This is a genomic window from Shewanella sp. S1-49-MNA-CIBAN-0167 (assembly GCF_040310145.1).
Classification (GTDB): Bacteria; Pseudomonadota; Gammaproteobacteria; order Enterobacterales; family Shewanellaceae; genus Shewanella; species Shewanella psychromarinicola.
Map to the genome: position 1 here is coordinate 13,753 of NZ_JBEOPO010000037.1, position 23,468 is coordinate 37,220.

At 40.9% G+C, this 23,468-nt stretch carries 21 protein-coding genes; 12 read left to right on the forward strand and 9 right to left on the reverse strand.

The features are described 5' to 3' along the window. Positions 1-520: 520 nt before the first annotated feature. The 4 genes from AAEZ00_RS16220 (at position 521) to AAEZ00_RS16235 (ending at position 3,882) form a co-directional block, all read left to right on the forward strand. On the forward strand, positions 521-1,354 hold the full coding sequence (locus AAEZ00_RS16220) for a CvfB family protein (protein ID WP_101031962.1): 834 nt from the start codon (positions 521-523) through the stop codon (positions 1,352-1,354). Positions 1,355-1,459: 105 nt separating this feature from the next. Continuing rightward, the gene (locus tag AAEZ00_RS16225; protein ID WP_124011685.1) at positions 1,460-2,113 is read left to right on the forward strand and encodes a YceH family protein; all 654 of its coding nucleotides are present in this window, start codon (positions 1,460-1,462) and stop codon (positions 2,111-2,113) included. A gap of 39 nt (positions 2,114-2,152) precedes the next feature. After that, on the forward strand, positions 2,153-2,986 hold the full coding sequence (locus AAEZ00_RS16230) for an ABC transporter permease subunit (protein ID WP_124011686.1): 834 nt from the start codon (positions 2,153-2,155) through the stop codon (positions 2,984-2,986). Then, the gene (locus AAEZ00_RS16235; protein WP_124011687.1) at positions 2,983-3,882 is read left to right on the forward strand and encodes an ABC transporter ATP-binding protein; all 900 of its coding nucleotides are present in this window, start codon (positions 2,983-2,985) and stop codon (positions 3,880-3,882) included. Before AAEZ00_RS16230 ends, AAEZ00_RS16235 begins: the two co-directional genes overlap by 4 nt. Positions 3,883-5,179: 1,297 nt before the next feature. Here the strand turns inward: AAEZ00_RS16235 and AAEZ00_RS16240 are convergent. From AAEZ00_RS16240 to AAEZ00_RS16250, 3 genes are all read right to left on the reverse strand, one after another. Further along, a complete protein-coding gene (locus AAEZ00_RS16240; protein ID WP_011496716.1) occupies positions 5,180-5,389 on the reverse strand; it encodes a cold-shock protein in 210 nt (69 codons plus the stop codon). 236 nt (positions 5,390-5,625) lie between these two features. Beyond that, the gene (gene rlmA / locus AAEZ00_RS16245) at positions 5,626-6,468 is read right to left on the reverse strand and encodes a 23S rRNA (guanine(745)-N(1))-methyltransferase (RefSeq protein ID WP_124011688.1); all 843 of its coding nucleotides are present in this window, start codon (positions 6,466-6,468) and stop codon (positions 5,626-5,628) included. A 26-nt stretch (positions 6,469-6,494) separates the two neighbouring features. Continuing rightward, positions 6,495-7,301 carry a hypothetical protein gene (locus AAEZ00_RS16250; protein ID WP_101031967.1) on the reverse strand — a complete coding sequence of 269 codons (807 nt, stop codon included), beginning with the start codon at positions 7,299-7,301 and terminating at the stop codon, positions 6,495-6,497. Positions 7,302-7,468: 167 nt separating this feature from the next. On the opposite strand from AAEZ00_RS16250, the gene sbcB reads away from it, so the two are divergent. From sbcB to AAEZ00_RS16275, 5 genes are all read left to right on the forward strand, one after another. Next, positions 7,469-8,884, forward strand: a complete 1,416-nt coding sequence (gene sbcB, locus AAEZ00_RS16255; RefSeq protein ID WP_351089120.1) for an exodeoxyribonuclease I — start codon at positions 7,469-7,471, stop codon at positions 8,882-8,884. Positions 8,885-8,929: 45 nt separating this feature from the next. Further along, positions 8,930-9,826 (forward strand): cytidine deaminase, encoded by an 897-nt coding sequence (gene cdd, locus AAEZ00_RS16260; protein WP_124011690.1) that lies wholly within the window; start codon positions 8,930-8,932, stop codon positions 9,824-9,826. A 443-nt stretch (positions 9,827-10,269) separates the two neighbouring features. Beyond that, positions 10,270-13,458, forward strand: coding sequence for an intermembrane phospholipid transport YdbH family protein (locus AAEZ00_RS16265; protein ID WP_502959333.1), 3,189 nt, complete (start codon positions 10,270-10,272; stop codon positions 13,456-13,458). A gap of 64 nt (positions 13,459-13,522) precedes the next feature. Beyond that, entirely contained in the window at positions 13,523-13,681 is a 159-nt protein-coding gene (locus AAEZ00_RS16270; RefSeq protein WP_101034683.1) for a YnbE family lipoprotein, read from the forward strand. 15 nt (positions 13,682-13,696) lie between these two features. Further along, positions 13,697-14,029, forward strand: coding sequence for a YdbL family probable chaperone protein (locus AAEZ00_RS16275; protein ID WP_101031971.1), 333 nt, complete (start codon positions 13,697-13,699; stop codon positions 14,027-14,029). Between the two features lie 51 nt (positions 14,030-14,080). On the opposite strand, the gene AAEZ00_RS16280 is transcribed toward AAEZ00_RS16275, so the two are convergent. From AAEZ00_RS16280 to AAEZ00_RS16295, 4 genes are all read right to left on the reverse strand, one after another. Further along, the gene (locus tag AAEZ00_RS16280; RefSeq protein WP_232772196.1) at positions 14,081-14,470 is read right to left on the reverse strand and encodes a hypothetical protein; all 390 of its coding nucleotides are present in this window, start codon (positions 14,468-14,470) and stop codon (positions 14,081-14,083) included. 33 nt (positions 14,471-14,503) lie between these two features. Next, entirely contained in the window at positions 14,504-15,094 is a 591-nt protein-coding gene (locus AAEZ00_RS16285; protein ID WP_101034684.1) for a GNAT family N-acetyltransferase, read from the reverse strand. A 196-nt stretch (positions 15,095-15,290) separates the two neighbouring features. Beyond that, complete coding sequence (locus AAEZ00_RS16290; RefSeq protein ID WP_101031973.1) at positions 15,291-15,914, reverse strand: 2OG-Fe(II) oxygenase; 624 nt, start codon at positions 15,912-15,914, stop codon at positions 15,291-15,293. A 230-nt stretch (positions 15,915-16,144) separates the two neighbouring features. After that, positions 16,145-17,941 carry a SulP family inorganic anion transporter gene (locus AAEZ00_RS16295; RefSeq protein ID WP_372491500.1) on the reverse strand — a complete coding sequence of 599 codons (1,797 nt, stop codon included), beginning with the start codon at positions 17,939-17,941 and terminating at the stop codon, positions 16,145-16,147. 406 nt (positions 17,942-18,347) lie between these two features. On the opposite strand from AAEZ00_RS16295, the gene AAEZ00_RS16300 reads away from it, so the two are divergent. Beyond that, positions 18,348-19,514 (forward strand): multidrug effflux MFS transporter, encoded by a 1,167-nt coding sequence (locus AAEZ00_RS16300; RefSeq protein ID WP_101034686.1) that lies wholly within the window; start codon positions 18,348-18,350, stop codon positions 19,512-19,514. A gap of 127 nt (positions 19,515-19,641) precedes the next feature. Here AAEZ00_RS16300 and AAEZ00_RS16305 read toward each other — a convergent pair whose 3' ends face one another. After that, complete coding sequence (locus AAEZ00_RS16305; RefSeq protein ID WP_101031974.1) at positions 19,642-19,977, reverse strand: hypothetical protein; 336 nt, start codon at positions 19,975-19,977, stop codon at positions 19,642-19,644. Positions 19,978-20,400: 423 nt separating this feature from the next. Between AAEZ00_RS16305 and AAEZ00_RS16310 the strand changes: the two genes are divergently transcribed. Then, positions 20,401-22,119: an acetolactate synthase 3 large subunit gene (locus AAEZ00_RS16310; RefSeq protein WP_101031975.1), complete on the forward strand. Its 1,719-nt coding sequence runs from the start codon at positions 20,401-20,403 to the stop codon at positions 22,117-22,119. Beyond that, positions 22,119-22,613: an acetolactate synthase small subunit gene (gene ilvN / locus AAEZ00_RS16315; RefSeq protein ID WP_101031976.1), complete on the forward strand. Its 495-nt coding sequence runs from the start codon at positions 22,119-22,121 to the stop codon at positions 22,611-22,613. The genes AAEZ00_RS16310 and ilvN overlap by 1 nt, the downstream gene beginning before the upstream one ends. Positions 22,614-22,835: 222 nt before the next feature. Here the strand turns inward: ilvN and AAEZ00_RS16320 are convergent, their stop codons facing one another. After that, positions 22,836-23,462, reverse strand: a complete 627-nt coding sequence (locus AAEZ00_RS16320; RefSeq protein WP_124011692.1) for a class GN sortase — start codon at positions 23,460-23,462, stop codon at positions 22,836-22,838. Positions 23,463-23,468: the final 6 nt, after the last annotated feature.

The window sequence follows — 23,468 nt, forward strand, 5'->3', positions numbered from 1 at the left end:
AATCCAGATAACGCCGTAACGTTAACTCAGAAATTAACAGGTTTACCAGCACTTTCATCATGGCTGTATAACCTGTGACAGACGAAATAAGCACACAGCTAACGAGTTTTAGACTGCGCCGTATTGTTATCGTCTTTAGCACCTTTTACTGTCGAACATCTTACGCAGATATTTGCAAAGCATGCAAATATTGGTTGCTGAGCATGGGCTGAAGACTGTAACAAGTATTTTACTCATTAAGGGGTTCATTAGTTCACTTTTCAGCTCATACTTAACACATTTTCGACCTTTTTAAAAACGGCGCAATTAAAACCTGCAATCATGTGTAATGCAAGTTAATTACCGATTAATTTTGATAATAATTTGCCAACAATTCCCATGGTAAACATCGACAAAGACAGTGATAACAGCAAATGATTTTAGATAGCGATTAATTCACACAACGTGAGCGAATTTTACGTGTATAATTAAGTGTTTTTATTAAGATCATCTTTTCATTTTTATTAAAGTAGAGTCATTCATGATACAGATCGGTAAACGTTATTCATTAGAAGTCGTTAAACAAGTTAATTTTGGGGTTTATCTAAATGCTCAAGAGCTTGGACAAGTCTTGCTTCCTAATAAATTTGTCCCTACCGGTTGTAATGTCGGGGATATGGTCGATGTGTTTCTTTACCTAGATTCTGAAGACATTGTGATTGCCACCACCCAAAAATCTCTGGCCCAAGTAGGTGAATATGCTTATTTAAAAGTGATTGCCACTGGGCCTTTCGGTGCATTTTTAGATTGGGGTTTAGACAAAGATTTATTATTACCCTTTGGTGAGCAACACAAACCGGCAGAAGAAGGCCACTCATACTTAGTCTATGTCCATGCCAACCATGCCGATGAACGCATTATGGCATCCTCTAAACTGGATAAGTTTGTCGACAAAACTGAAGCACACTACACCCAAGGCGAACAAGTTAACTTGATCATCGGCGGCACGACAGATTTAGGTTATAAAGCCATTATCAATCACCTGCATTGGGGCGTTATTTACCAAAATGAAGTGTTTCAAAAACTTCGCTTTGGACAAAAGGTCACTGGTTTTATTAAAACCATCCGCAGTGATGGCAAAATTGATCTTGTACTGCAAAAAGGTGATAAAGACGAGCTGGATAAAAATGCCCGTTTGATCATCAATAAACTGCGCAGCGCGAACGGTTTTTTACCCTTACATGACAAAACGGATGCTGATGTCATTTATGACAAACTCGGCATGAGTAAAAAAGCCTTTAAAAAATCCATTGGCGGCTTATTTAAAGCCGGTGAGATCACCATCGAAACTGACGGTATTCGGTTAACTGTGTGAACAATATTCGATTAACTTGAGTAAACTAGTCCAATCCTTTGAGAAAAAGCATGCCTCTGTTATAAAAGTAATAGAATCATGCTTTTCATTAAAAGGATACTGTGTATGGAATTAACCCAACTAGAAGCTAGAGTTATCGGATGCTTGCTCGAAAAAGAACTCACGACTCCTGATCAATATCCTCTGTCATTAAATTCACTCGCCTTAGCATGTAATCAAAAAAGCAGTCGCGAACCGGTTATGTCACTGAGCGAATCTCAAGTACAAACGATAATAGATGAACTTACCCAAAAACGCTTAATCAGCGAGCAATCGGGTTTTGGCAGCCGAGTCGTAAAATATAAGCATCGCTTTTGTAATACCGAATTCAGTGAATTACAGTTAACCAGTGCTGAAGTCGCATTAATCTGTGTGTTATTACTTCGTGGCCCACAAACACCAGGGGAACTAAAAACCCGTACCAACCGACTCCACGAATTTACTGATATGTCGCAAGTTGAGACCGCATTGCTGGCGTTAAGCCAACGGGAAAAACCGTCAGTAGTGCAACTCGCTCGAGAAGCTAATAAACGTGATTGCCGCTTCCTTGAGTGCTTTAGTGGCAACGTCGACGACTATCAAGTGAATAGTAGTCACGCCATTGAGGTTTCTACTCACACTCAGCACTCTTTACAACCAAACGATCGGGTCACAGAGCTTGAGCAAAGAGTTGATTTACTCGAGCAAAAAATCGCGCAATTAGAGACGCTATTAAACTAATTTATGCTTTCCATTAACGGGTTAAGCAAGGGAATAGATATGGACCGTACCACCTCTCCGTCGACACTTACTCATATTGGGTTATTAGCCAAATATGAACTCACCAAACGTTTTAGTAATAAAAGCGGCATGATTTCATTAATTGCCTTTATGTTAATTTGGGCCATTTTATTGCTTTATCCTATTAAGAGTGCGTCTGAATTTATCATGCTGCCCAGCTTTAAAAACGTTACCGAAGCACTGTTTGGGCCTGGGAGTTTACGTCATCTCTTCGAATGGCCTGTGGCAGAATTTGCCGTGTTCTGGTTGGCGGCACTCTATCTGTTTCCAATGTTTAGTATTTTTATAGCAGCTGATCAATTTAGTTCAGATAAACAACGTGGTAGCTTGCGATTTCTAACATTAAGAGTCAGTCGTACTAGTTTGTTTTTTGGTCGTTTCTTAGGTCAAATGCTTATTCAGTTTATGTTGATCATCTTAACGCTATTAGCGACCATAGCACTGGCATCATCTCGTGATATATCATTATTATTGCCATCAATAACAACCAGTCTTTTAGTGATGGTTAACCTAGTGATTATATTACTGCCTTATACTGCTGCCATGGCGGTGCTATCATTACAAGCAAACTCAGCCAGGCAAGCAAGTATTTTTGCGATCATCTTATGGGCTGTTGTATCGATTGTTATCGCCATAGTGAATATGAATTTTCCACAACTCAGCTGGTTAAATTGGTGTCTTCCTGGCTCGCAAATTGCGAGTTTGATCAACACCCAAGGATTAAGTTCATTGGCACTTGCTCCCATTCCTTTACTGCAAACTGCAGTTATTTTATTTGTCGGTAAAGTCTTGATGAGTCGGAGCGCACTATGAGTATTATTCAATGTGACAACCTTTCTAAACAATATGCCAATAAACTTGCACTCGATAACGTATCGTTAACCTTGACTGAAGGTGCTCCTATCGCATTAGTGGGTCCCAATGGTGCCGGTAAAACCACCCTATTCAGTTTATTGTGCGGTTATATTCAACCCACCACAGGTAGTATTAGGATTTTTGGTCATAAGCCTGGTAGCAAAGCGCTACAGGGGCTGTTATCGGCATTACCACAAGATGCCGCATTAGACCCTAATTTTACGATTGTGTCGCAACTGCAGTTTTTCGCTCAATTGCAAGGCATGACAGTCGCGGCTGCCAAGCAAGAAGCGTTAAGAGTGCTTACTCTTGTGGATTTAACCGATTCCGCTGATGCCAAACCTAAAAGCTTAAGCCACGGCATGGGTAAACGGGTATCAATTGCTCAAGCACTGATGGGTTCACCCAAAATTGTATTACTCGATGAGCCGACAGCCGGACTTGATCCTGCCAATGCGAAAAAAATTCGGCAGATTGTTAAAGACTTATCCGGTAAGACGACTTTTGTGATCAGTTCACATAATCTTGATGAGCTTGAAAAACTATGCGACCAAGTTGTCTATCTTGAACATGGAAAACTGCAACAATCCGTCTCTATAAACGCCAGTCAAGCCACAGACTTCCTCACACTTACCATGAAACAGTGCGACATGGACAGTCTACATCAGCAGTTATTAGGCCTTAACGACATTATTGAAGTAAGACGAATTAGTGATGAGCAGTATGTAATCGAGTATCAAAAACAATCAAGCTTTACCCTTGAAATGCAGTTATTTGAGCTATTTACCACCCATCAGTGGCAATATAAGGCATTGCTTAAAGGCAGAACCCTAGAGGAAACTTTGTTTTCTTAAGCCATCGTCATGGGTAAAACAACGCTTAAATACTGATGAGAAATGGATTAGCATTACCAAAAAGAGACTGAATAACCTGATGGCCCTAGTCAATGCCATTGCTTATTAATCTGTGATGACTCACCTAATTAATAAGCGATGGTATCCTTGTGCACATCAGTAATGCATCTGGTCAGCATAATGCAAAACGATTTACACTCCCATCACTGAACACTGTAAATTCATTAACAATATTACCGCTAAGCCACTGCACAGCAAGTTCTGTCACCGTTAAATCCCCAGAACTGTATTTACTCTAAAACGAAAAAAGTTCTCAAACAAATTATCTAAACAGCTACCCCCCTCACGGCAAGTGTTCTAAAACAATCAGTACTCTAACAACAAGTGCATTAAACTGAAAAGCCTCTTCACTCGCCCCCAATGAATATCATTAATGCAAATAACCTCAACGTGAGCAAGAAGTAACACTGCTCGATATAAGTCAAAATAGTTTCAACGATTTGATCTCAAACTTGCCCACTTTTTTTCGAGCAGAGCATTGCCCCCCCCCTCAATAGCCTATCCATTACAAGCCAATTACTACAGACGTCAAAGCCATTAGCAGGACAAGCTTTTTGACCACCGTTGACATATCCCACGCTAAGGTTAACTAGCTAACGGCCCCTTGCCGTCATGGCGCACGAACAATCGCCAATTCCCTTGGGTAGTTATGTTTATATCGCCAACACTCCCTAGGACAATCAAATAACGAGTGATGTTATTGAGTCGATGCTAATTGGAGGGAGCAATCGTGTTCAGTAATCTTGTTGTTCTACGGGAGTTCAAAGCGCTACAACGAAGGATAAGGCTTAAATGCCAATGTAGAGAGAAGGTAATAGGTTTCAGATTTACATCATGGCGCTGGCAAAAAAACCTCTTTAGACGCTAAATATATGCTAGTGAACCGATTAATCAAAAGTGTTATAAAAGCTTAGGGTCCATATATGGCATGGCTATTTTATGGAATAGTTATTTTGGCTACCTTGAACTAACAAGCGTAAGCGACGTAATATTTAATGTAATTGCTACGCTATTCATAAGGATATAAATGAGATTAATAACTTAGACAATGAGGTGAAACTGATGATTATATGATTTAGATGATTTAGATGATTTAGATGATTTAGATGATTAGATGATTAGATGATTAGATGATTAGATGATTAGATGATGGCAACACACATAAAAAATGCAAAAAAAAACTGCAACAATAAATTGTTACAGTTTTAAAGTCCTAACATTTAGCTAAAGCTAAATATTAACCAACTACTGAAACGTTCTCAGCTTGAGGACCTTTCTGACCTTGAGTCACAGTGAAAGAAACTTTCTGACCTTCGTCAAGAGTTTTGAAACCGTCTGAATTGATAGCACGGAAGTGAACAAAAACGTCTGGACCAGACTCTTGCTCAATAAATCCGAAACCTTTATCAGAGTTAAACCACTTAACAACACCAGTAACTTGAGACATAATATATAAATCCTGTAGAAAAAAATAGTTAAAGCCTTAACGGCAGTAAAGCTGGAAAATGCCGGTATTACTTATGTTTACAGGACGAAACTGGTCGTATTGATAAATATAAGCCCAACCTTCAAGCTGAGTAGACTATAAACCATTCTCGAGATAAGTCAACAAACATCAATCAAAAGATAGTATTTAATTGGTGATATGACAAAATGGTTTATCTTTGAGCATCAGATAGTTATTTATATCAATGATCTGATTGTTTCTTGTTCCCGTTGATGAATTTCGATTTTAAAGTCTATCTCACACTCAAGCCCTTGCTCTATTATTTGAGACTTCTGTGAATCACTCAACTTCCAGGCGTAAGGTGTCATATTAAGAAAATGATCAATATCGTCTGCACGGGTTAGCGACAATGAGTAGCTCAACGCTTCGTGAGCTAAGTATGTAAAACCATCCAATACCAAGGGGCCTTGTGGGTGCAGCTTGGGCTCACTATAAATTTTCTGCTTTAAAGCATAATGATGTGTAGGACCAGGTGAAACCGTAATTAATATTCCACCCGGTTTTATCACTCGCTGTAACTCTTCAATCTTAGAGGGCGCATAAATACGGATCGCTAAATCAAAACTGTTATCTGCCAAAGGCATTTCAAACGCACTCGCCACACAAAAATGCAGATCCGAATAGCGTTTGGCTGCATAACGAATCGCAGATTTAGAAATATCTACCCCGAAAAGCTCACAATGGGATTGAGTGACAGATTGCAGCGCTTCAAACAATCGATGACTGTAATACCCTTCACCACAGCCTATATCGAGTATCTTATTAGCATCTGGAGCATATTCAAGCGCCAACTGGTTAACCTTGTCGCTTAAGGGCTGATAAAAGCCTTGATTAAGAAACTCTCTTCTAGCGAACATCATTTCTTTGTTATCACCAGGGTCTTTGGTTTTCTTTTTTTGTACAGGCAGTAAATTAACGTAACCTTCTTTGGCACAATCAAATTGATGACGTTGTTCACATTGCCAAGCATTTTGTTGTTTCACTAACGGGGCGCTGCAAATAGGGCAAATATAAGACATGGGTGGACTCTAGAGTTACTGAAAAATTAAAGATCGTCATCACACAGTTTAGTGACCATTTCCGACACATCTTTAGGGGCTAATAGTTCAAAACAATCTAATTTACGTTGTAATTGCTCATTATTATAAAGTTGTTCATTGGATGAACGCCCCAAATTAGGACGCTCTAATGACTGATGATAGGTTCGCAACAACCATTGGTGCTTATTTTGCAATAAATGATCAAGTTTTAATAGTTCAGTTGAGACACCAGGGTGGATTTTGCCCGACTCACCACTGAGGTAATCACGTAATTCTCGTCGGACTTGCTCTAATTCACTAATATGAACGGCCAGCATGTTAGAGGGCTCATTATAATCAAACTTACGCCCTAATATCGCTTTAGCCATAACGAGTGCTTGAGGTTCACTCAAAATCCGTAAGTCATTTTCTAAAGTCACCAGTTCAAAACGAGCTTCGGCTGATAACCTAAAATACATATCCTCATCAACGTTAATATTAATCGTCACTCCTCTTCTAAGTTGCTCGATACACACGCGAGGAGCCACTCCCATTGAAGGATATAATTTAATCCCCTGCCCCACGGATCGTCGTTGAGCTGGCGTTTGGATTAATGGCTGCGTATGCTCAAAAGCAAAAGTCAAAAACGGTTGGATACGTATAATTAGTGTCGCTTGGGTATGATTAACTTGGCTCACCACAAACTCAACCAAAGGATTACTCATCGTTGATAACACTAATAAATCACTCACACTTTCAGATAAGCGCAGTGTCAACGCAGTAGGTTGATTAATTTCGCAAACACTTGGTTGAGTAAAGAGATGGTGATCCATAGAATATTCCTTAATTACTTCGTTAAATTGTAACCAGCAAATCCCCATTAGTCACCAGTAAACAAGGCTATATTAGAAAATTTTTATTGAACTTTATCTCATTATCATTTTTTTATGCTGATAAATGTTAACATGGATTTAATCGCGAAAAGGATCTTATATTTACTATGGCTAACGCAATTCAACCCACTTTATTCTGGCACGATTATGAAACTTTTGGGGCAAATCCAAGCAAAGATCGCCCATCACAATTTGCGGGTATTCGAACCGATCTAGAGTTGAACATTATTGGTGAACCTGAAACCTTTTATTGCAAACTCGCGCCTGACTACTTACCGTCTCCCGAAGCCATATTAATTACCGGTATCACTCCGCAGCTTGCTAATCTTAAAGGCGAACCTGAAGCTGAGTTTATGAAACGTATCAATACGTTATTTAGCCAGCCTAACACCTGTGTCGTGGGCTATAATTCATTACGTTTTGATGATGAGGTCAGTCGTCATGGTTTCTATCGTAACTTTATCGATCCCTACGCACGAGAATGGCAAAACGGTAATTCGCGTTGGGATATTATTGATTTAGTTAGAGCTTGCTATGCATTTCGCCCTGACGGTATTAATTGGCCAAAGAAAGAAGATGGCTCACCCAGTTTTAAACTGGAGTTACTCACCCAAGCGAATGGCTTAAGTCATGAAAAAGCCCATGATGCCATGTCTGATGTTTACGCCACCATTGCAATGGCGAAACTGATAAAGCAGAAACAACCTAAACTGTACCAGTATTATTTTAATTTAAGACGTAAACAAGCGGTTGCTGACCACGTTGATGTATTAAAAATGCAACCTTTGGTTCATGTCAGCTCGAAAATTAGTGCGCTTCAAGGCTGTACTACGTTGATTGCACCCGTGGCGTATCATCCAACCAATAAAAATTCAGTGATCTGCATTAATTTGGCCATGGACATCTCACCTTTGATAGAGTTGTCCGCGCAAGAAATTAACCATCGTATGTACACTCCTCGTCAAGAATTATCAGAAAATGAGCTGCCAATACCGCTCAAGCAAATTCAGTTTAACAAATGCCCTTTTGTTGGTTCGCCAAAATTACTGGATGACGAGGTCGCGGAGAAATTACAGTTTGATAAAGCATTTGCACGTGAGCAATATAAACGCTTAAAAAACCATCCCGAATTACGTGAAAAGCTTAACCAAGTATTTGAACTTGAATCAAATCGCAAACCGATTACCGATCCTGATTTAATGCTTTATAGCGGTGGATTTTTTAGCCATGCAGATAAATCTAAAATTGACATTATTTGTCATACCGAACCTCGTAACCTAGCGGCGTTGGCATTGCAGTTTGATGATCCTCGTATCGATGAAATGTTGTTTCGTTTCCGGGCCCGTAACTACCCAGGAACATTAACAGACAGTGAAGCTCGTAAATGGCGAGATTTCTGTCAACAACGCTTATCTGATGCCGATTATGTGATTAAACTCGAGAACCTGGTCGAAGAAACCAGCGAGAATGAACACAAACAAAAGCTATTAAAAGCCCTATATCAATATTTACAATCATTATAGTGAATTTTCACTTTGCTCAATTTATTTCATTTAAGGATTAAGGGAATGCAAAATCGTTTTTTAAACAGCATTACTCAACTAGACAAGCCTTTGGCTACAGCACTTGTGCCATTATTACATGACCAATTTTGTGGTCATATTGATGCCAGCCAATTTGCAGGCCTTGTCAAGGCAAGCGGTAAACCAGAACAGCAAGTGCTCATGGACTTATTGCCCATTGCAGCAGCACTTGCAAACCCACCAATAAGCGAGTTTTACGTCGGCGCCATTGCAAAAGGAGCCAGTGGTGACTTGTACATGGGCGCCAATTTAGAATTACCCGGTGAAGCGTTATTCCACAGTGTACATGCAGAACAAAGTGCCATCAGTCATGCGTGGTTAAGTGGTGAAACAGAAGTTGTTGATATTATTGTTAATTTCAGCCCCTGTGGCCATTGCCGTCAATTTATGAACGAACTGGTCAATGGCAGTAAGATTAACATTCACCTACCAGAGCAAGAAACCCAAACGTTAGCCCATTATTTACCCTATGCTTTTGGACCGGCAGACTTAGATGTCACCATGCCACTATTAAGTAAACGTGAGCTAGAATTTAATTGTGATTCAGATGACCCAATGATCATCGAAGCCATTGACCAAATGGGGCTAAGTTATGCGCCATACACCAATAGCAATGCAGCTGTTGTGTTAGAAACCAACGATGGCGCCACTTTCTGCGGCCGCTATGCTGAAAGTGCGGCATTTAATCCATCAATGCAACCGATGCAAATGGCTTTATCCAATCTAATTCGCAACAATCGTCAATACAGTGAAATAAAGCGGGCAGTATTAGTGGAATCATCTGTAGGAAAGATTACCTTAGTCGGTGCCGCAATGGATGCCCTGCATGCCATTGCCCCAATTGAACTTCAACACATGGTTGTAGAACCTTTGCTGAAATAAATAACATCATATTGGTTATCTTAAAACGGTAATGACGATGTTTTGACAAAAAAAGGCGCTAATCAGCGCCTTTTTTATTAGGATTAACACTAGATTACACCTAGATTAATAATGTAATAGATTTTAACAAATTGATGTTAATACCATGCTAAGCTAATCAATTTGTGGGTATAACATTTAATAAGTCACTCTTTGTTAGTCACTCTTTGTTAGTCACTAATTATTAGTCACTTACTGATGAATTGAATTGTTTACCCCCCATATGTTTTCATCTTAAGTTGCACTTGATAAACAATGTTTAATACCACTTACAAAGTGTTTGTCAGAAGCTAAGATAATGAATAGCATTGTTGTAATGAGTGATGTTATGAACCTCATACAACCAAATTATTATAACGAGCACCTTGTTACCATTGAACAAGCAAACGTAAAGCGAGTTACTATTGCGCATATCTAGCCTTAACAAGATCTTACTCTTTATCCTGTTTTGCACAGTCGCTTTAGTGTGGGCCATCATCGAAAATGCCAAGCCTCTTGCGGTCAAAATACTGAATAACTTATTGGCTGATAACCATATCGAAGTCCTTAACTTTGATGCGGAATATGTCTCATTCAATCATCTTTATATTCCTAGACTGGTATTGAAAATTGAAGACAGTCATATCGCGATTCAAGAGTTTAACCTTGAACTGCGAGACAGCCTGCAAATCCTTAAAAACCAACAAATCAGCGCTGACGATATTGTAAGTATCAAAACACAAAGTGTTTATGTTGATTTGGGTGACAGTTTTTTCATTCGTCAATCACAACAAACTGAAGAATCACCGGCTGCAATGCAACTCAACCTGGCTAAATTGCCGATGATTGAGTTAGGTGAAATTAACATTAAGCTTCCTGTGCTGGATAAAAATACCCCACAGCAACACACTTTAAAAATGGACCAGCTCACATTGACCCAAAAAGGTCAGCTAAATACTTTGTGGCGTTTTAATGACTTCCCGCTATTTAGTCTCAATGCCACCTTAGACAAACGTGTATGGCAATTTACCACCCTGGTTGATTTAGGCTTAAGCTATCAGGGGCTTGAGTCGTTAGAGCAATATTTAAGCTTATTAACCAGCAAAGCGCACTCACAACAAGCGCAAACCAATAATATGCTTCATGGTTTACACAAACAGTTGTCACAAATACTGCAACCCATTCGTCAGCAGCAAGTGACCATTGACGGCCTGTGGACTGCCAAGAGTAAAATAGATTTAATCAGCGGCGAGATGAGCAGTCAACAATCGATAGACGAGTTCTCCCTGCACTCTCCACTGTGGCCCAGTGTCTATTTTGCGCCGCAGCAACCGGTTAACGTCGTGCTTAATGTGGGTAACTACCCAATAACGGCATCATTAGACGACAACAAAACCACTGACACATTCGCGATAAAAATCGACATTGCCCCAATAAACTATCAACTGTCACCCTCTGAGCACGACAGAAACCAGTTAATTGCATTATTAGCCGATGATCATGCTAGTCAAATAGTTCACATCATTGAACAATTAACCCCTAAATCGGCTTCCCAGCCAGCCCACATTAATGTGCAGATGGCCTATCCTATTGAAGTTGTTCTTCCTCTGCAAAATGATGTGTTACCGCTGCAGATGTCAATCCCTGATCTGGCGGTCAGCATTGAAGGGTTATTGCTACAAAGCAAGCTGAAACTGGCACATACTATATTCAACAGCCATCAACAATTTCGCAGTGATGTCGACTGGGATCTAACCTTAGCGACGAGTAAAACGGCCAACAACAAGAGCGAACAACAACTAGTACAAAAATCTACCACCGACAAGGCTACGGTCATAAAACCAGTAACCGCCAGCGTAAATAAAAATGCATCCATACTAGTTGCCACGCCTGAGCCAAGTGCTATAGATATTAAAGCCTTATTCCCTGAGCTCCCCTTAGATCAGCTTTCGTTGTCAGATGCAAAAGTGCATTTAGTCGGTCAAATATCACAGCAACAACATCAATTAACACTGTCATTACACCCGAGCTCCAGCCTAGCCGTCAACCACACAAGCTTCTCGCGAAGCATATCCAGTGATAATGAACAACACACCAAACAGACCAAAAACACCTCGACACAATTGGGTTCATTCGGGTTTACTCTCAACGACACTTCGACCATGACATTCAAACAACCTAATACTCAAATCAACCTATCACCGTTTACCGTGCAAATTAGCCAACTTATCGCCCAACAAGCAATCCATTCGGACAAAAGTAAACTATCGACCACACAGGCCTCGGTGAGTAAAGCCGATATTAGTATCAACCAAGGTTTATCCCTAGCGTTAAATCAACATGATGCCATCGAAAAGTCGCTAGCACATTGGCTACAAATCCCGGCGACTAATGACATAAGCTGGCGCATCAATAAGCTCGACATAACAAAACAACTGGGCAAAAATCGCCGCCAACCTCTGCTTGCGCTGGATAAGCTTAACGTCACTCAGCAGCTTACCTTGTCCAAAGGATTACTGGTGGGTAGTGAGCAATGGCAACTCGATACACTTAACTTAAGCAGTTATCACTTACTCAAATTTGCCGATAAAAAAAGTCCATTATCATTAGCGGGTCAATGGACGTTTGATACCGACATTGAAGCAGCAATGAAGACATTACAAAAAGTCCAACCGTTACCCAGTGATTTGTCTATTCAAGGCCACAGTAAACTTGTAGCAGGCTTTGCATTAAGTGAAATAGACAACACCAGTCAGTTTGAAATGAAAATTCAACAGCAGTTATCATCCTTGTCAGGTCAATGGCAAGATAAATCATTTACCGGTGGAGACGTGTTTGCCCAATGCCAATATAACTGGCAACAAACTCACGATGGTCCTAATACTCCTGCTGCTGAAAAACACTTTGCCCACAGTCAATTAGTCTGCCCACAAACCGCAATCAGTTTACAGCAAGCTAAGCTTGGGTTATCGCTAACAAACTTGAATCTAAATGCCGATATCGAACTCAATAAAGATGGCAACAAAACGCCGACCAACTGGTTACAGCAAGTCACAGGGTTAAGCGAAACCAACATCAATCTTACCGCCAGCGGTGACATGCTTGATGGACGCTTTTTATTACCTGAGTTTGTGCTAAAACTACATGATAAATCTTATGGATACTTGTTATTACAAGGGCTCAGTTTAGAGACGTTTTTACAAGAGCAACCGCAAGTGGGTGTTAAAGCCAATGGCTTATTTGATGGCGTATTACCTGCTGAGCTCGTTGACGGTAAAGTGACTATCGAAGGCGGGAAACTCGCCGCACGAGCACCTGGCGGATTAATTGAAGTTGCCGGAAATCCTGCAATGGATCAGCTAGAATTATCTCAACCTTATCTTGGATTAGTCTTTACCGCACTTGAGCATCTTAACTACAGTGAATTGGCGAGTACATTTGATATGACGCCAAGCGGAGAAGCGGTAATAAATATTGGTGTAAAAGGTAATAGCCGTGGAATTGAGCGCCCTGTTCATCTCAATTACACTCACCAAGAAAACTTAATTCAATTATACAAAAGTACCCAGATCAGCAATCAACTCCAAAACAAAATTGAAACAAAAGTCCAATAGCAGCATAAAAAGGATAGTCCACGTGAAATATTCATCGATATATTTAGTTAGTCTTAGCACCATAATGGCATCGTTATGGCTCTCAGCCTGTACGCCCACGGTAAAGATAGAACCACCCGATAAGCCTATTGTAATTAATTTAAATGTTAAAATTGAGCATGAAATTAAAATTAAAGTGGAAAAAGAGCTTAATAATCTACTTGAAAATGATGAGTTATTTTAAGCTGAGGTGATCAACATGAAATCGACATTCACTCTAGCAACTGCAATATGCTTAACCAGTCTATTATGGTGTGCCACCGCGTGGGCAATGACATTGCAAGAGGCCAAAACGGCCAGAATAGTGGGTGAGCAACCCAATGGTTATTTAGGCGTTGTCATTGAATCACCCGAAACGCAACAGCTAGTACTCACCATTAATGCCAAACGCAAACACTATTATCAAATCATCGCTAATCGCCATAATATTAGCCTTGATAAAGTCGCGACACTCGCGGCACAAAAAGCCATTGAAGCAGCCGAACCTGGGCATATGATCCAAACACCACAAGGGCTGTGGCTAAAAAAATAACCACGCGAGTTACCTCAACGTGGTTATGTCTTTTTACAAAAAATAAGCGGATTACATGGTCGCCATGGTCCAATAATCTAAGCGTTTTTGTGGGTTGGTTACAATCGATTTACAGCTATCTTTGTATTTTGACATCAATGCGCCTAAATTATTCGACCCAGCTAATTTATCAATTTGCTGTTGTTTAGCTTCGCTAACATCTGTTTCAACTTTTGCGGGTGCACGATACTTGCCCGCTATAGCGACAGCATCAATTGCAGATATTTTTAAACGATCTCCCACCGCTTTCATTTGTGGAGCGTTCATCGCACCAATCGCTTCTGAACTTATTTGATAATAAGCAGCACATTCTATTAACTCATCAGTAAATGCTTTTTCTGCAGCATCTTCTGCATATGCAGACATACTCACACACATAGCCGAAGCAGTAAAAATCCACATAGCAGATTTGTTCATGGTTGTTTCCCTTCATTTTTAGAAATTTGTAGATAATGTTAACGATTGATAATGCGCTAAACGAGAGCTTAAAAACTGTTCAACTTGAGGCCATTCCGTTTCAATAATCGAAAACACGACCGTGTCGCGAATGGTACCATCTGCTTGAATTTTATGATTTCGTAATATGCCATCTTGCTTGGCGCCCATCCGCGAAATAGCATTTCGAGAGGCATGATTATGCCAGTGAGTCCTAAATTCAACCGCAATGGCATCTAAGGTATTAAATGCATAACGCAGTAACAATAACTTGGATTCTGTATTAATAGCACTTCGTTGATAGGATTTAGCGTACCAAGTGTAGCCAATTTCAAGCCTACGATGGGGTTGTTCCCAATGACAAATACGAGTACTACCAATGATATTGCCTGATATTTTATCACGCACCGCAAACGCGACCGCTTCACCTCTTTTTTCACAGGCTAGAGCATACTCGACATACGCTTTCATACCCTCGAAATTGGGGATTTGTGTATACCATAATTTCCACAACTCACCATCGTTAGCCGCCAGAATTAAGCCTGGAACATGCTCTAAAGATAATGGCTCTAAGATGACATGTTCACCCATCAAGCAATCTTGCCTATTAATCCAGCTCAAATTAACGCTCCTTTCGTTAAAAGGTTACATTACCTTAACTGCATATAGATTTACAGTCAGTACCAACAATGTTTATATCCATCCCCAAAAAACATTGTTTTGGGTTTGTTGCTAAAATGCGAGCTAAAAGCGCTTGCTAAATGCGGCGTTCATCACAATAGAGTGATTAAAAACCGTGATTGGCGTTACTCACCCTAAACCATCCGGCAATACTATTACGGGTTTTCATTGTTGGCCTGACTTCATGGGGGAAGCGTTCACTTAAAAACAGTACCAAGGTACCAATATTCGGATTAACGACTTCTAGTGGTAAATCAGACTCATCATAAAGAATCAATTCACCGCCGTCGTTTTCTTGCCAATCAGGGTTTAAGAAAAATACTGTCGATAAAATACGATTTTGGCTGCCATGAAGTGAATCAAGGTGTTTTTTATAAAACGCACCCGGCTCATACACGGCATAGTGACTTTCAAAATCAAATAGTCCCATAAACAAACGTCGATTTAGGCCATCTTTCAATTGGTTCATAACCAATATATATTCTCGGTCAATATGATCTTGATTGTCCAGCCAGCTAATTTTATCGCAACGAACTTCAGTATTGATTTGCTGTTCTATACCTCGACCGATAGCCGCTTTTTTAAATTCAATATTTTGCTCAGCTTGCATTTTTTCAAGCAAGGCTAAACTTACATAATCAGGAATGATATCTGATAAAAGGATATACCCTTTATCGACTAACGCATCGGCGATCACATCCAGCATTGCTTCACTTATTTGCGAAACCATACATGCCACATCCAATAGAAAGACTACGCTTTTTACTTTACTCAAGGGCCCATAAATAAAATTAAGGCCATTATTTTCGAGGGGGCGTCATTACAAAGTATGATTACCATACCCTAGTTATTTTGGCGATGTTATAGAACAACATCGTCGTCGACACTATTTGTAAACATAAATAATTTGTAAAAAATTAAACAAAAAACCACAAGAGTATTTAACCCAAAAGGATAAATTTAATTGTGTGTCAATACGATCTCCGTTGATTCATCAGTATGACCACTATCGAGCTTTTGTGCTTCATTAGCCGCAATATGGCTTTGATGCATCTTCAATGCAAGATATAAATCAGACCGAATAGTGATCCCCTCATCCCCTGACACCATCTCTGTTTGTTCAAACCAACTCAATAATTGCCTTTTACGCCCAGCCAACACTAAACTAACCCCGCGCTTTTTGAGCAACACGTCAATATCGGATAACATTGCCATCACACTCAAATCTAAATGTGTAAAGCAAGGTACAGCATCGATAATCACGCAATCGACCGTTTCAAGCTGATTTTGTCGTGCAAAACGCTCCAATAAGCGACGCTTAAAATAAGTAGCATTAAAATAGGTTAGTGGAGAATTAAATCGATAAATAAATATCCCGGGGATGGGAGCCGCTTTATCACTGCTGTCTAGGCTACGGATAATGCCTTTAGAATCAAGTCCAAGCACTTGGTCTGTAGGCCGCATTACCGTGCGAAGGAACTGAAACAAGCCTAATAAAACCGCCAGAGTAATCCCAGGGATAACCCCAATAAAAAGTACCGCAAGGAAAGTCGTTAAGGCTAAATAAAATGCTTGGCGATCGCGTAAACGTAAACCCCAAATAGCGTTTAGATCAATGAGGTGTACTGACGCAATCACTAACACCACCCCCAATGCTGCGCTGGGAATAAATTCTAATGGCGCCGTTAAAAACACTGCAACAATGGCAATCAATACTGCGGCAATCACGGACACTAATTGGGTTTTACCGCCATTGGCATCGTTTACTGCGGTGCGGGAATCTGCACCACTCACGGCAAATCCTTGCGATAAAGCGGAAGCAAGATTGGCTAACCCTAGTGCTTTAAACTCTTTGTCAGCATCAATGTCGTAACCGTTTTTGGCCGCAAAACTGCGGGCTGTCAGCATCATACTCACAAAACTGACCATAGCTAAATTGAGTGCCGGCATAACTAACTCACGCACAATACCGAGATTAAATACTGGAGCTTGAAATGATGGCAAGCCTCCAGCCACGCTACCAATCACCGCAACATCATAATCGGTTAAATGAAAAAGCCACACCAATCCACCGCTCACAGCAATAGCAAACATTGATGCTGGCCATGTTGGTTTTAAGCGTTTCATCAAAAAATAAACTATCACAGTGAGAATGGCCATCAATAACGTCGGAACATGAGTTTGTGATAAATAACTCGGCGCACCGCCTAAACGCTCAAGTAAGTATTTTTCATCAAAGGTAAAGCCGAATATTTTTGAAAATTGCCCAACAATAATGGTAATCGCGACACCGTTTAGTAACCCCATTAATATCGGTTTTGACAAAAAGTCCGCTAGCACACCTAATTTAAACCGACTCGCAATCAAGCACCAAAACCCCGTCATCACGGTCATGGTCATGACTAATTGCCAATGCTTAAGACTATCCCCAGCCGCAAGAGGTGTGACAACAGCAGCAATAACCGCACATGTTGCGGCGTCAGGCCCAACGATAAGTTGTCTTGATGTGCCAAATAAGGCATAAATTAGCATAGGTAACACACATGAATACAAACCTACCGCAGCATTGACGCCCGTCAACTGCGCATATGCAATTGCCACGGGCAAAGCGACGGCGGCAACAGATAAGCCTGCGCGAACATCATCTTTAAGCCAGCTTCGCTCGTAACGAGAAAAAGTCTCTAAACCAGGCATAAATCCATATAACCGACTCAGTAGCACAGTAACCTCAATAAAAATAATGTAGGCATTTATCATAGTTTTATTTCAAATTAATTACGACATATTCACGAGTGATAAATAAATATTTTGTAAACTAAAAAACGCCAAGCGAATTAGGCTTGGCATTATGTACAACAAGTTAGTCAGTAAACTAAAATTCGGTTACTCACCAAAGTGAGTGATTGGACCCATTAGAGTGGCGGGGTAATGACCTAAATACTGCCCCTATGTATTCAAAAAAATTCCCTATTTGACTCTAATGCAAACACCATCCACCTATATTATTCATTACAAAATCAGCCTCAGTAAATGCCTAATAGCATGGTAGACTAATGTTGATTTAGCATTATCTGCAGCAACACCTAAAGTACACGAGGTTCACGTGGTATCGCCATCAAAGTTTAATTCATCTCCTGTATCAGCGGGTATCCCCCATTTAGCGATGCTAATCCCCATGCTTGCCGCCATTGTCGCCATTACACCTCTCGCTATCGACATGTACTTACCGGCAATGTCCACATTGGCATTAGGGTTTGATACCGACATCACCACGGTGCAACAATCACTCAGTATTTATTTGGCGGGCTATGCATTGGGCATGCTGATTTTTGGTCCACTGGCCGATAAAATTGGTCGTCGACCACTGGTTATTTTTGGGTTGTTAGGCTTCACATTGATAAGTTTGTTAATTGCACTGAGTACCAGTATTGAACAGTTTTTGATGCTGCGCTTTGCCCAAGCATTCATTGGCGCGGCGGCCACGGTTGTGGTTCCGGGCTATATTAAAGAAATTTATGGCGACAATACGGCCAAAGGTATGTCGTATGTCAGCCTCATCATGATGTTGGCACCATTACTCGCCCCGACGATGGGCAGTTTGATTATGGAACTCGGCGATTGGCACCTGATCTTTTTAAGTCAAAGTTGCTATGCCATTACGCTACTGGCTTTAGTGTTATTTAAACTTAAAATGCCCAGCGATAAGGACTTAGGCGGGCGCAGTCAAAAATCATTTTTACGCGCCTACTACACCGTATTTTCCCGTAGTGGGGTCAAACTGAATTTATCTAGCGGCGTATTAACCTCATTTGCCTTCTTTTGCTATTTAACCGCTTCGCCATTTATTTACATGGAAGTGTTTCATTTAGATAAATCGTTATTTGCTATTTTATTTAGCACCAATGTGGGCGCCTTGATGCTGGCTAACATTGTTAATTCCAGAATTGTGACTCGGTTCGGGTCAAAACGCATGTTGCATGTAGCCACCTTTTTTTGCTCCATTGCCGCAACAGGCTTGTTAGCGGTTAATTTACTGGAGTTAAGTTATCACTTTACCGTGCTGATGCTAATCCCATTAATGGGCTCCCTAGGTGTAATGTCGGTCAATGCTGACGCCATCGTATTAATGAAATTCAAGCAAGAAACTGGCACAGCAACAGCCGTTATCGGTACCCTCAGATTTGGTTTTGGTGCTGTCGCGGGGCCATTACTGGCGTATTTTTATGACGGTAGCGCAGTGCCTTTTTCGGCGTTGATGCTTAGTGCAGTATTATTAGTTGGGGTGTGCCAGTTTTTTCAAAGTACCTTACCGAAAAATGATGCCGGCTAACTAACACTGCGGTAAACAAGGATAAGGCCATTAATATCGATGGTCTTGTCCTTATGTGAACGCCAAAATATTGAACCCTACCCTTCACTTAAATCAGTCCCATGAATAGCTTATCTAACGCTACAAATCACTTATCAGAACGACTTACTAATACGGAAAATCTACCCGTTACTCTGTGGCCTTTTTGTTTAGCACATATTAGTGAATAAATAACAAACGAAATCGCTGAACTAATCAAGCTGGTAATAAAAAAGCCTACAAACATGTAACCCATTATCCAGGTGTCTAATGTTGATCCGTCAATACCCGGCTCTGCGCCAATTATAACCACGGCTCGAAGTAAAATCGTTATCACAATAGCAAAGGTAAAACTAATCAATGCGGCTATTTTCATGTAAGAATTGAAACTCAATTGAACTCGAGCTTCATATCCATAAACTTGATTAAATTTCTGCGATTCCATGTCCGCCCTCTTAGTAACATTGCCACCCCCCCCCTTTCACAGCAGTTCAGAGGCAGAGTTCATTAACCGACCTCACCCTACATTTGCAGTTTATCTAGTCTGAAACCGTTAGATTTTGATTATAGGTCTTATGGCGCCTTGCGATTACTTGTACATCTTATATACCGCCCCCAAATAAGTTCATAAACATGAAACTATTTCAAGCTTGAAAAATAATTAACTAAAGTAGTTGCAGTAAAAATAAATTTACATAAGATGGAAGGAAGAGCTAAGTCAGTCTCTGATGGACAAGTTGTTGAATTTAACTGCTGTTAATTCAATCCTCGAGTTTGAATTACCCTTCAAACTTATTTATTCAAACGATTACCGTCGTTGTATACAAGATACTGTTTACCATACGGTAACTTAACAAGGATTTATTTCATGGAAAAGCTTTCTGGCGCGAATATGATCGTGCGCTCATTAATTGATGAAGGTGTCAGCCATATCTTCGGTTATCCCGGCGGTTCAGTATTAGACATCTACGATTCTCTGCATACAACATCTGGTATAGAACACATCTTAGTTCGTCATGAACAAGCTGCGGTGCATATGGCTGATGGCTATGCACGAGCCACGGGTAAAGTGGGCGTAGTGTTAGTGACTTCCGGTCCTGGTGCAACCAATGCCATCACAGGTATTGCCACCGCTTACATGGACTCCATTCCATTAGTGGTGTTGTCTGGTCAAGTGCCAAGTAATTTAATTGGTAATGACGCCTTCCAAGAATGCGACATGATTGGTATTTCACGCCCTATCGTAAAGCACAGTTTTTTAATAACCGATGCTAAAGACATTCCAGAAACGGTCAAAAAAGCCTTTTTCATTGCCGCGACAGGTCGTCCCGGACCAGTCGTTATTGACTTGCCAAAAGACTGCTTAAGCCCAGATATACTGCATGAATATGTTTACCCAGACAGCGTTAAAATGCGCTCGTACAATCCAACGACAGCAGGTCATAAAGGCCAAATTCGTCGAGGCTTGCAAGCTCTACTGGCCGCTAAAAAGCCGGTGTTATATGTCGGTGGTGGCGCGGTTATCTCAGGTTGTGATGCACAACTCCTTGCCCTTGCGGAACGCTTGAACATTCCCGTAGTCAGCACCCTAATGGGATTAGGCGCCTTTCCTGGCACCCATAAGCAGAGTTTAGGCATGCTAGGAATGCATGGTTTATATGAAGCCAATATGGCGATGCACAACACCGATTTAATTTTTGGTATTGGGGTCCGTTTCGATGACCGCACCACCAACAATGTTGAAAAATATTGCCCCAATGCAACCATTTTACACATCGATATTGATCCATCGTCTATTTCTAAAACCGTCAGAGTCGATATTCCAATTGTTGGCTCTGCCGATAATATTCTAGATGGTATGTTAGATCTACTTGATGAGTCTAAAGCCACTAATGATGTTGCCGCTATTACCGCATGGTGGGGCGATATCGAAATTTGGCGCTCACGTAAGAGTTTAGAGTTCGATCGTACAACCGATAGGATCAAGCCACAGCAAGTTATTGAAACATTGTACAAACTCACTAATGGTGACGCTTATGTGGCGTCTGATGTAGGTCAACATCAAATGTTTGCCGCCTTGTATTATCCTTTTGATAAACCCCGCCGTTGGATTAACTCAGGTGGATTAGGCACCATGGGCTTTGGTTTACCTGCGGCGATGGGCGTTAAGATGGCCTTCCCAGAGGCAACCGTAGTGTGTGTCACCGGTGATGGCTCTATCCAAATGAATATTCAGGAGCTTTCAACGGCACTACAATATGATACTCCTGTTAAAATCATCAACTTAAATAACCGTTTCCTTGGTATGGTAAAACAATGGCAAGACATGATTTACTCTGGTCGTCATTCCCATTCTTATATGGATTCTGTGCCTAATTTTGCCAAAATTGCAGAAGCCTATGGTCATGTTGGTATGAACATTAATCATCCAGATGAACTTGAGTCTAAGCTGGCTGAAGCGTTAGCGATGAAGGACAAATTAGTGTTTGTTGATATCAGCGTAGACGAGACCGAACACGTCTACCCTATGCTCATTCGCGGCGGTGCGATGAGCGACATGTGGCTAAGCAAAACGGAGAAAAGCTAATGCGTCGTATTATTTCTGTATTACTTGAAAACCAACCGGGCGCATTGTCACGAGTGGTGGGGTTATTTTCTCAGCGCGGTTACAACATTGAAAGCTTAACCGTTGCGCCCACTGAAGATATTACCTTGTCACGCTTAAATATTACCGTGATTGCCGATGCAAATATTCTTGAGCAAATTGAAAAACAATTGCATAAGCTTATCGATATTTTAAAAGTGGCTAACATTACTGAGTCGCCCCACATCGAACGTGAAATTGCCTTAGTTAAAGTTAAAGCTCAAGGCGATCAACGTGAAGAAGTTAAACGCACGGCGGATATTTTTCGCGGTCAAATCGTCGATGTCACCGCCAATATTTATACTATTCAAATGGTCGGAACCAGCGATAAAATTGATGCCTTTATCCATGCGATCACCGATATGACCAAGGTGATTGAAATATCACGTTCAGGTGTGGTCGGTTTAGCCCGGGGGGAAAAATCAATGAAAGCTTAATGGCAGCTTGGCTAATAGAAAAGCAGAGTCCTTTTGGGCGCTGCTTTTTTATTGACGATAAAGCGAAGTTACCGATAATATTTCACTGACTTCGCTTTAATTTGTACATTAACCTTCAATCAAACATTTGGCTTCAACGCTAAAGACTTTCATGCCTCTGAACGTCCAAAACCGTCAAACTTTCCAGTCTCCACTATCAGCAAGTCATTAACCGCATTATCGTTAGCTGTATAACGGTTTTGCCTCCAAGGGTTTAGCTTCAACAATATATCGATATTCAGCATTACCGCTGAGTTGATCAAATGGATAACAGGTTATCAAGGTTAAGTGACTATCTGGCGTGGGGGCAAGCACCTCAATGTCGGTTTCATGTACTACTTGTGTCGCGGTTATTTGATATAACACCCGTTCGCCAGCAGTACTATAAAGCTCAATAATATCGCCTACTTTAACGTATTGTAAACGCATAAAATGGCTGTCACGATGGCCCGCAATGATCATATGTCCCTGATCCCCCAACGCCGCGCCGCCTAACATCAACCCAGGACCAAAGGCTAAATTGCGCCCAGATGCCCCCGCTAACACATATAAGTCACTCCCCAATGGTTGTAAACCATCGGTTTGTTGTTGCAACACGCGCATTTTAGCCACCGGGTGGGTGTCAGCCCAAGACCAAGGTTTATGCGGTTGATTATCCACCAAGGTTTTTTCAAATGCTCGCTCAATCAAAAATTGGGCAAAATGGGCCTTAGCTTGCATATAACCTCCCTGTATCAATAGTCCACAACCCAACACACTTGTCAGCACAATAACAATCCAGTGCTTGGCCGGTGATATTGTTCGCTGCATATTCTA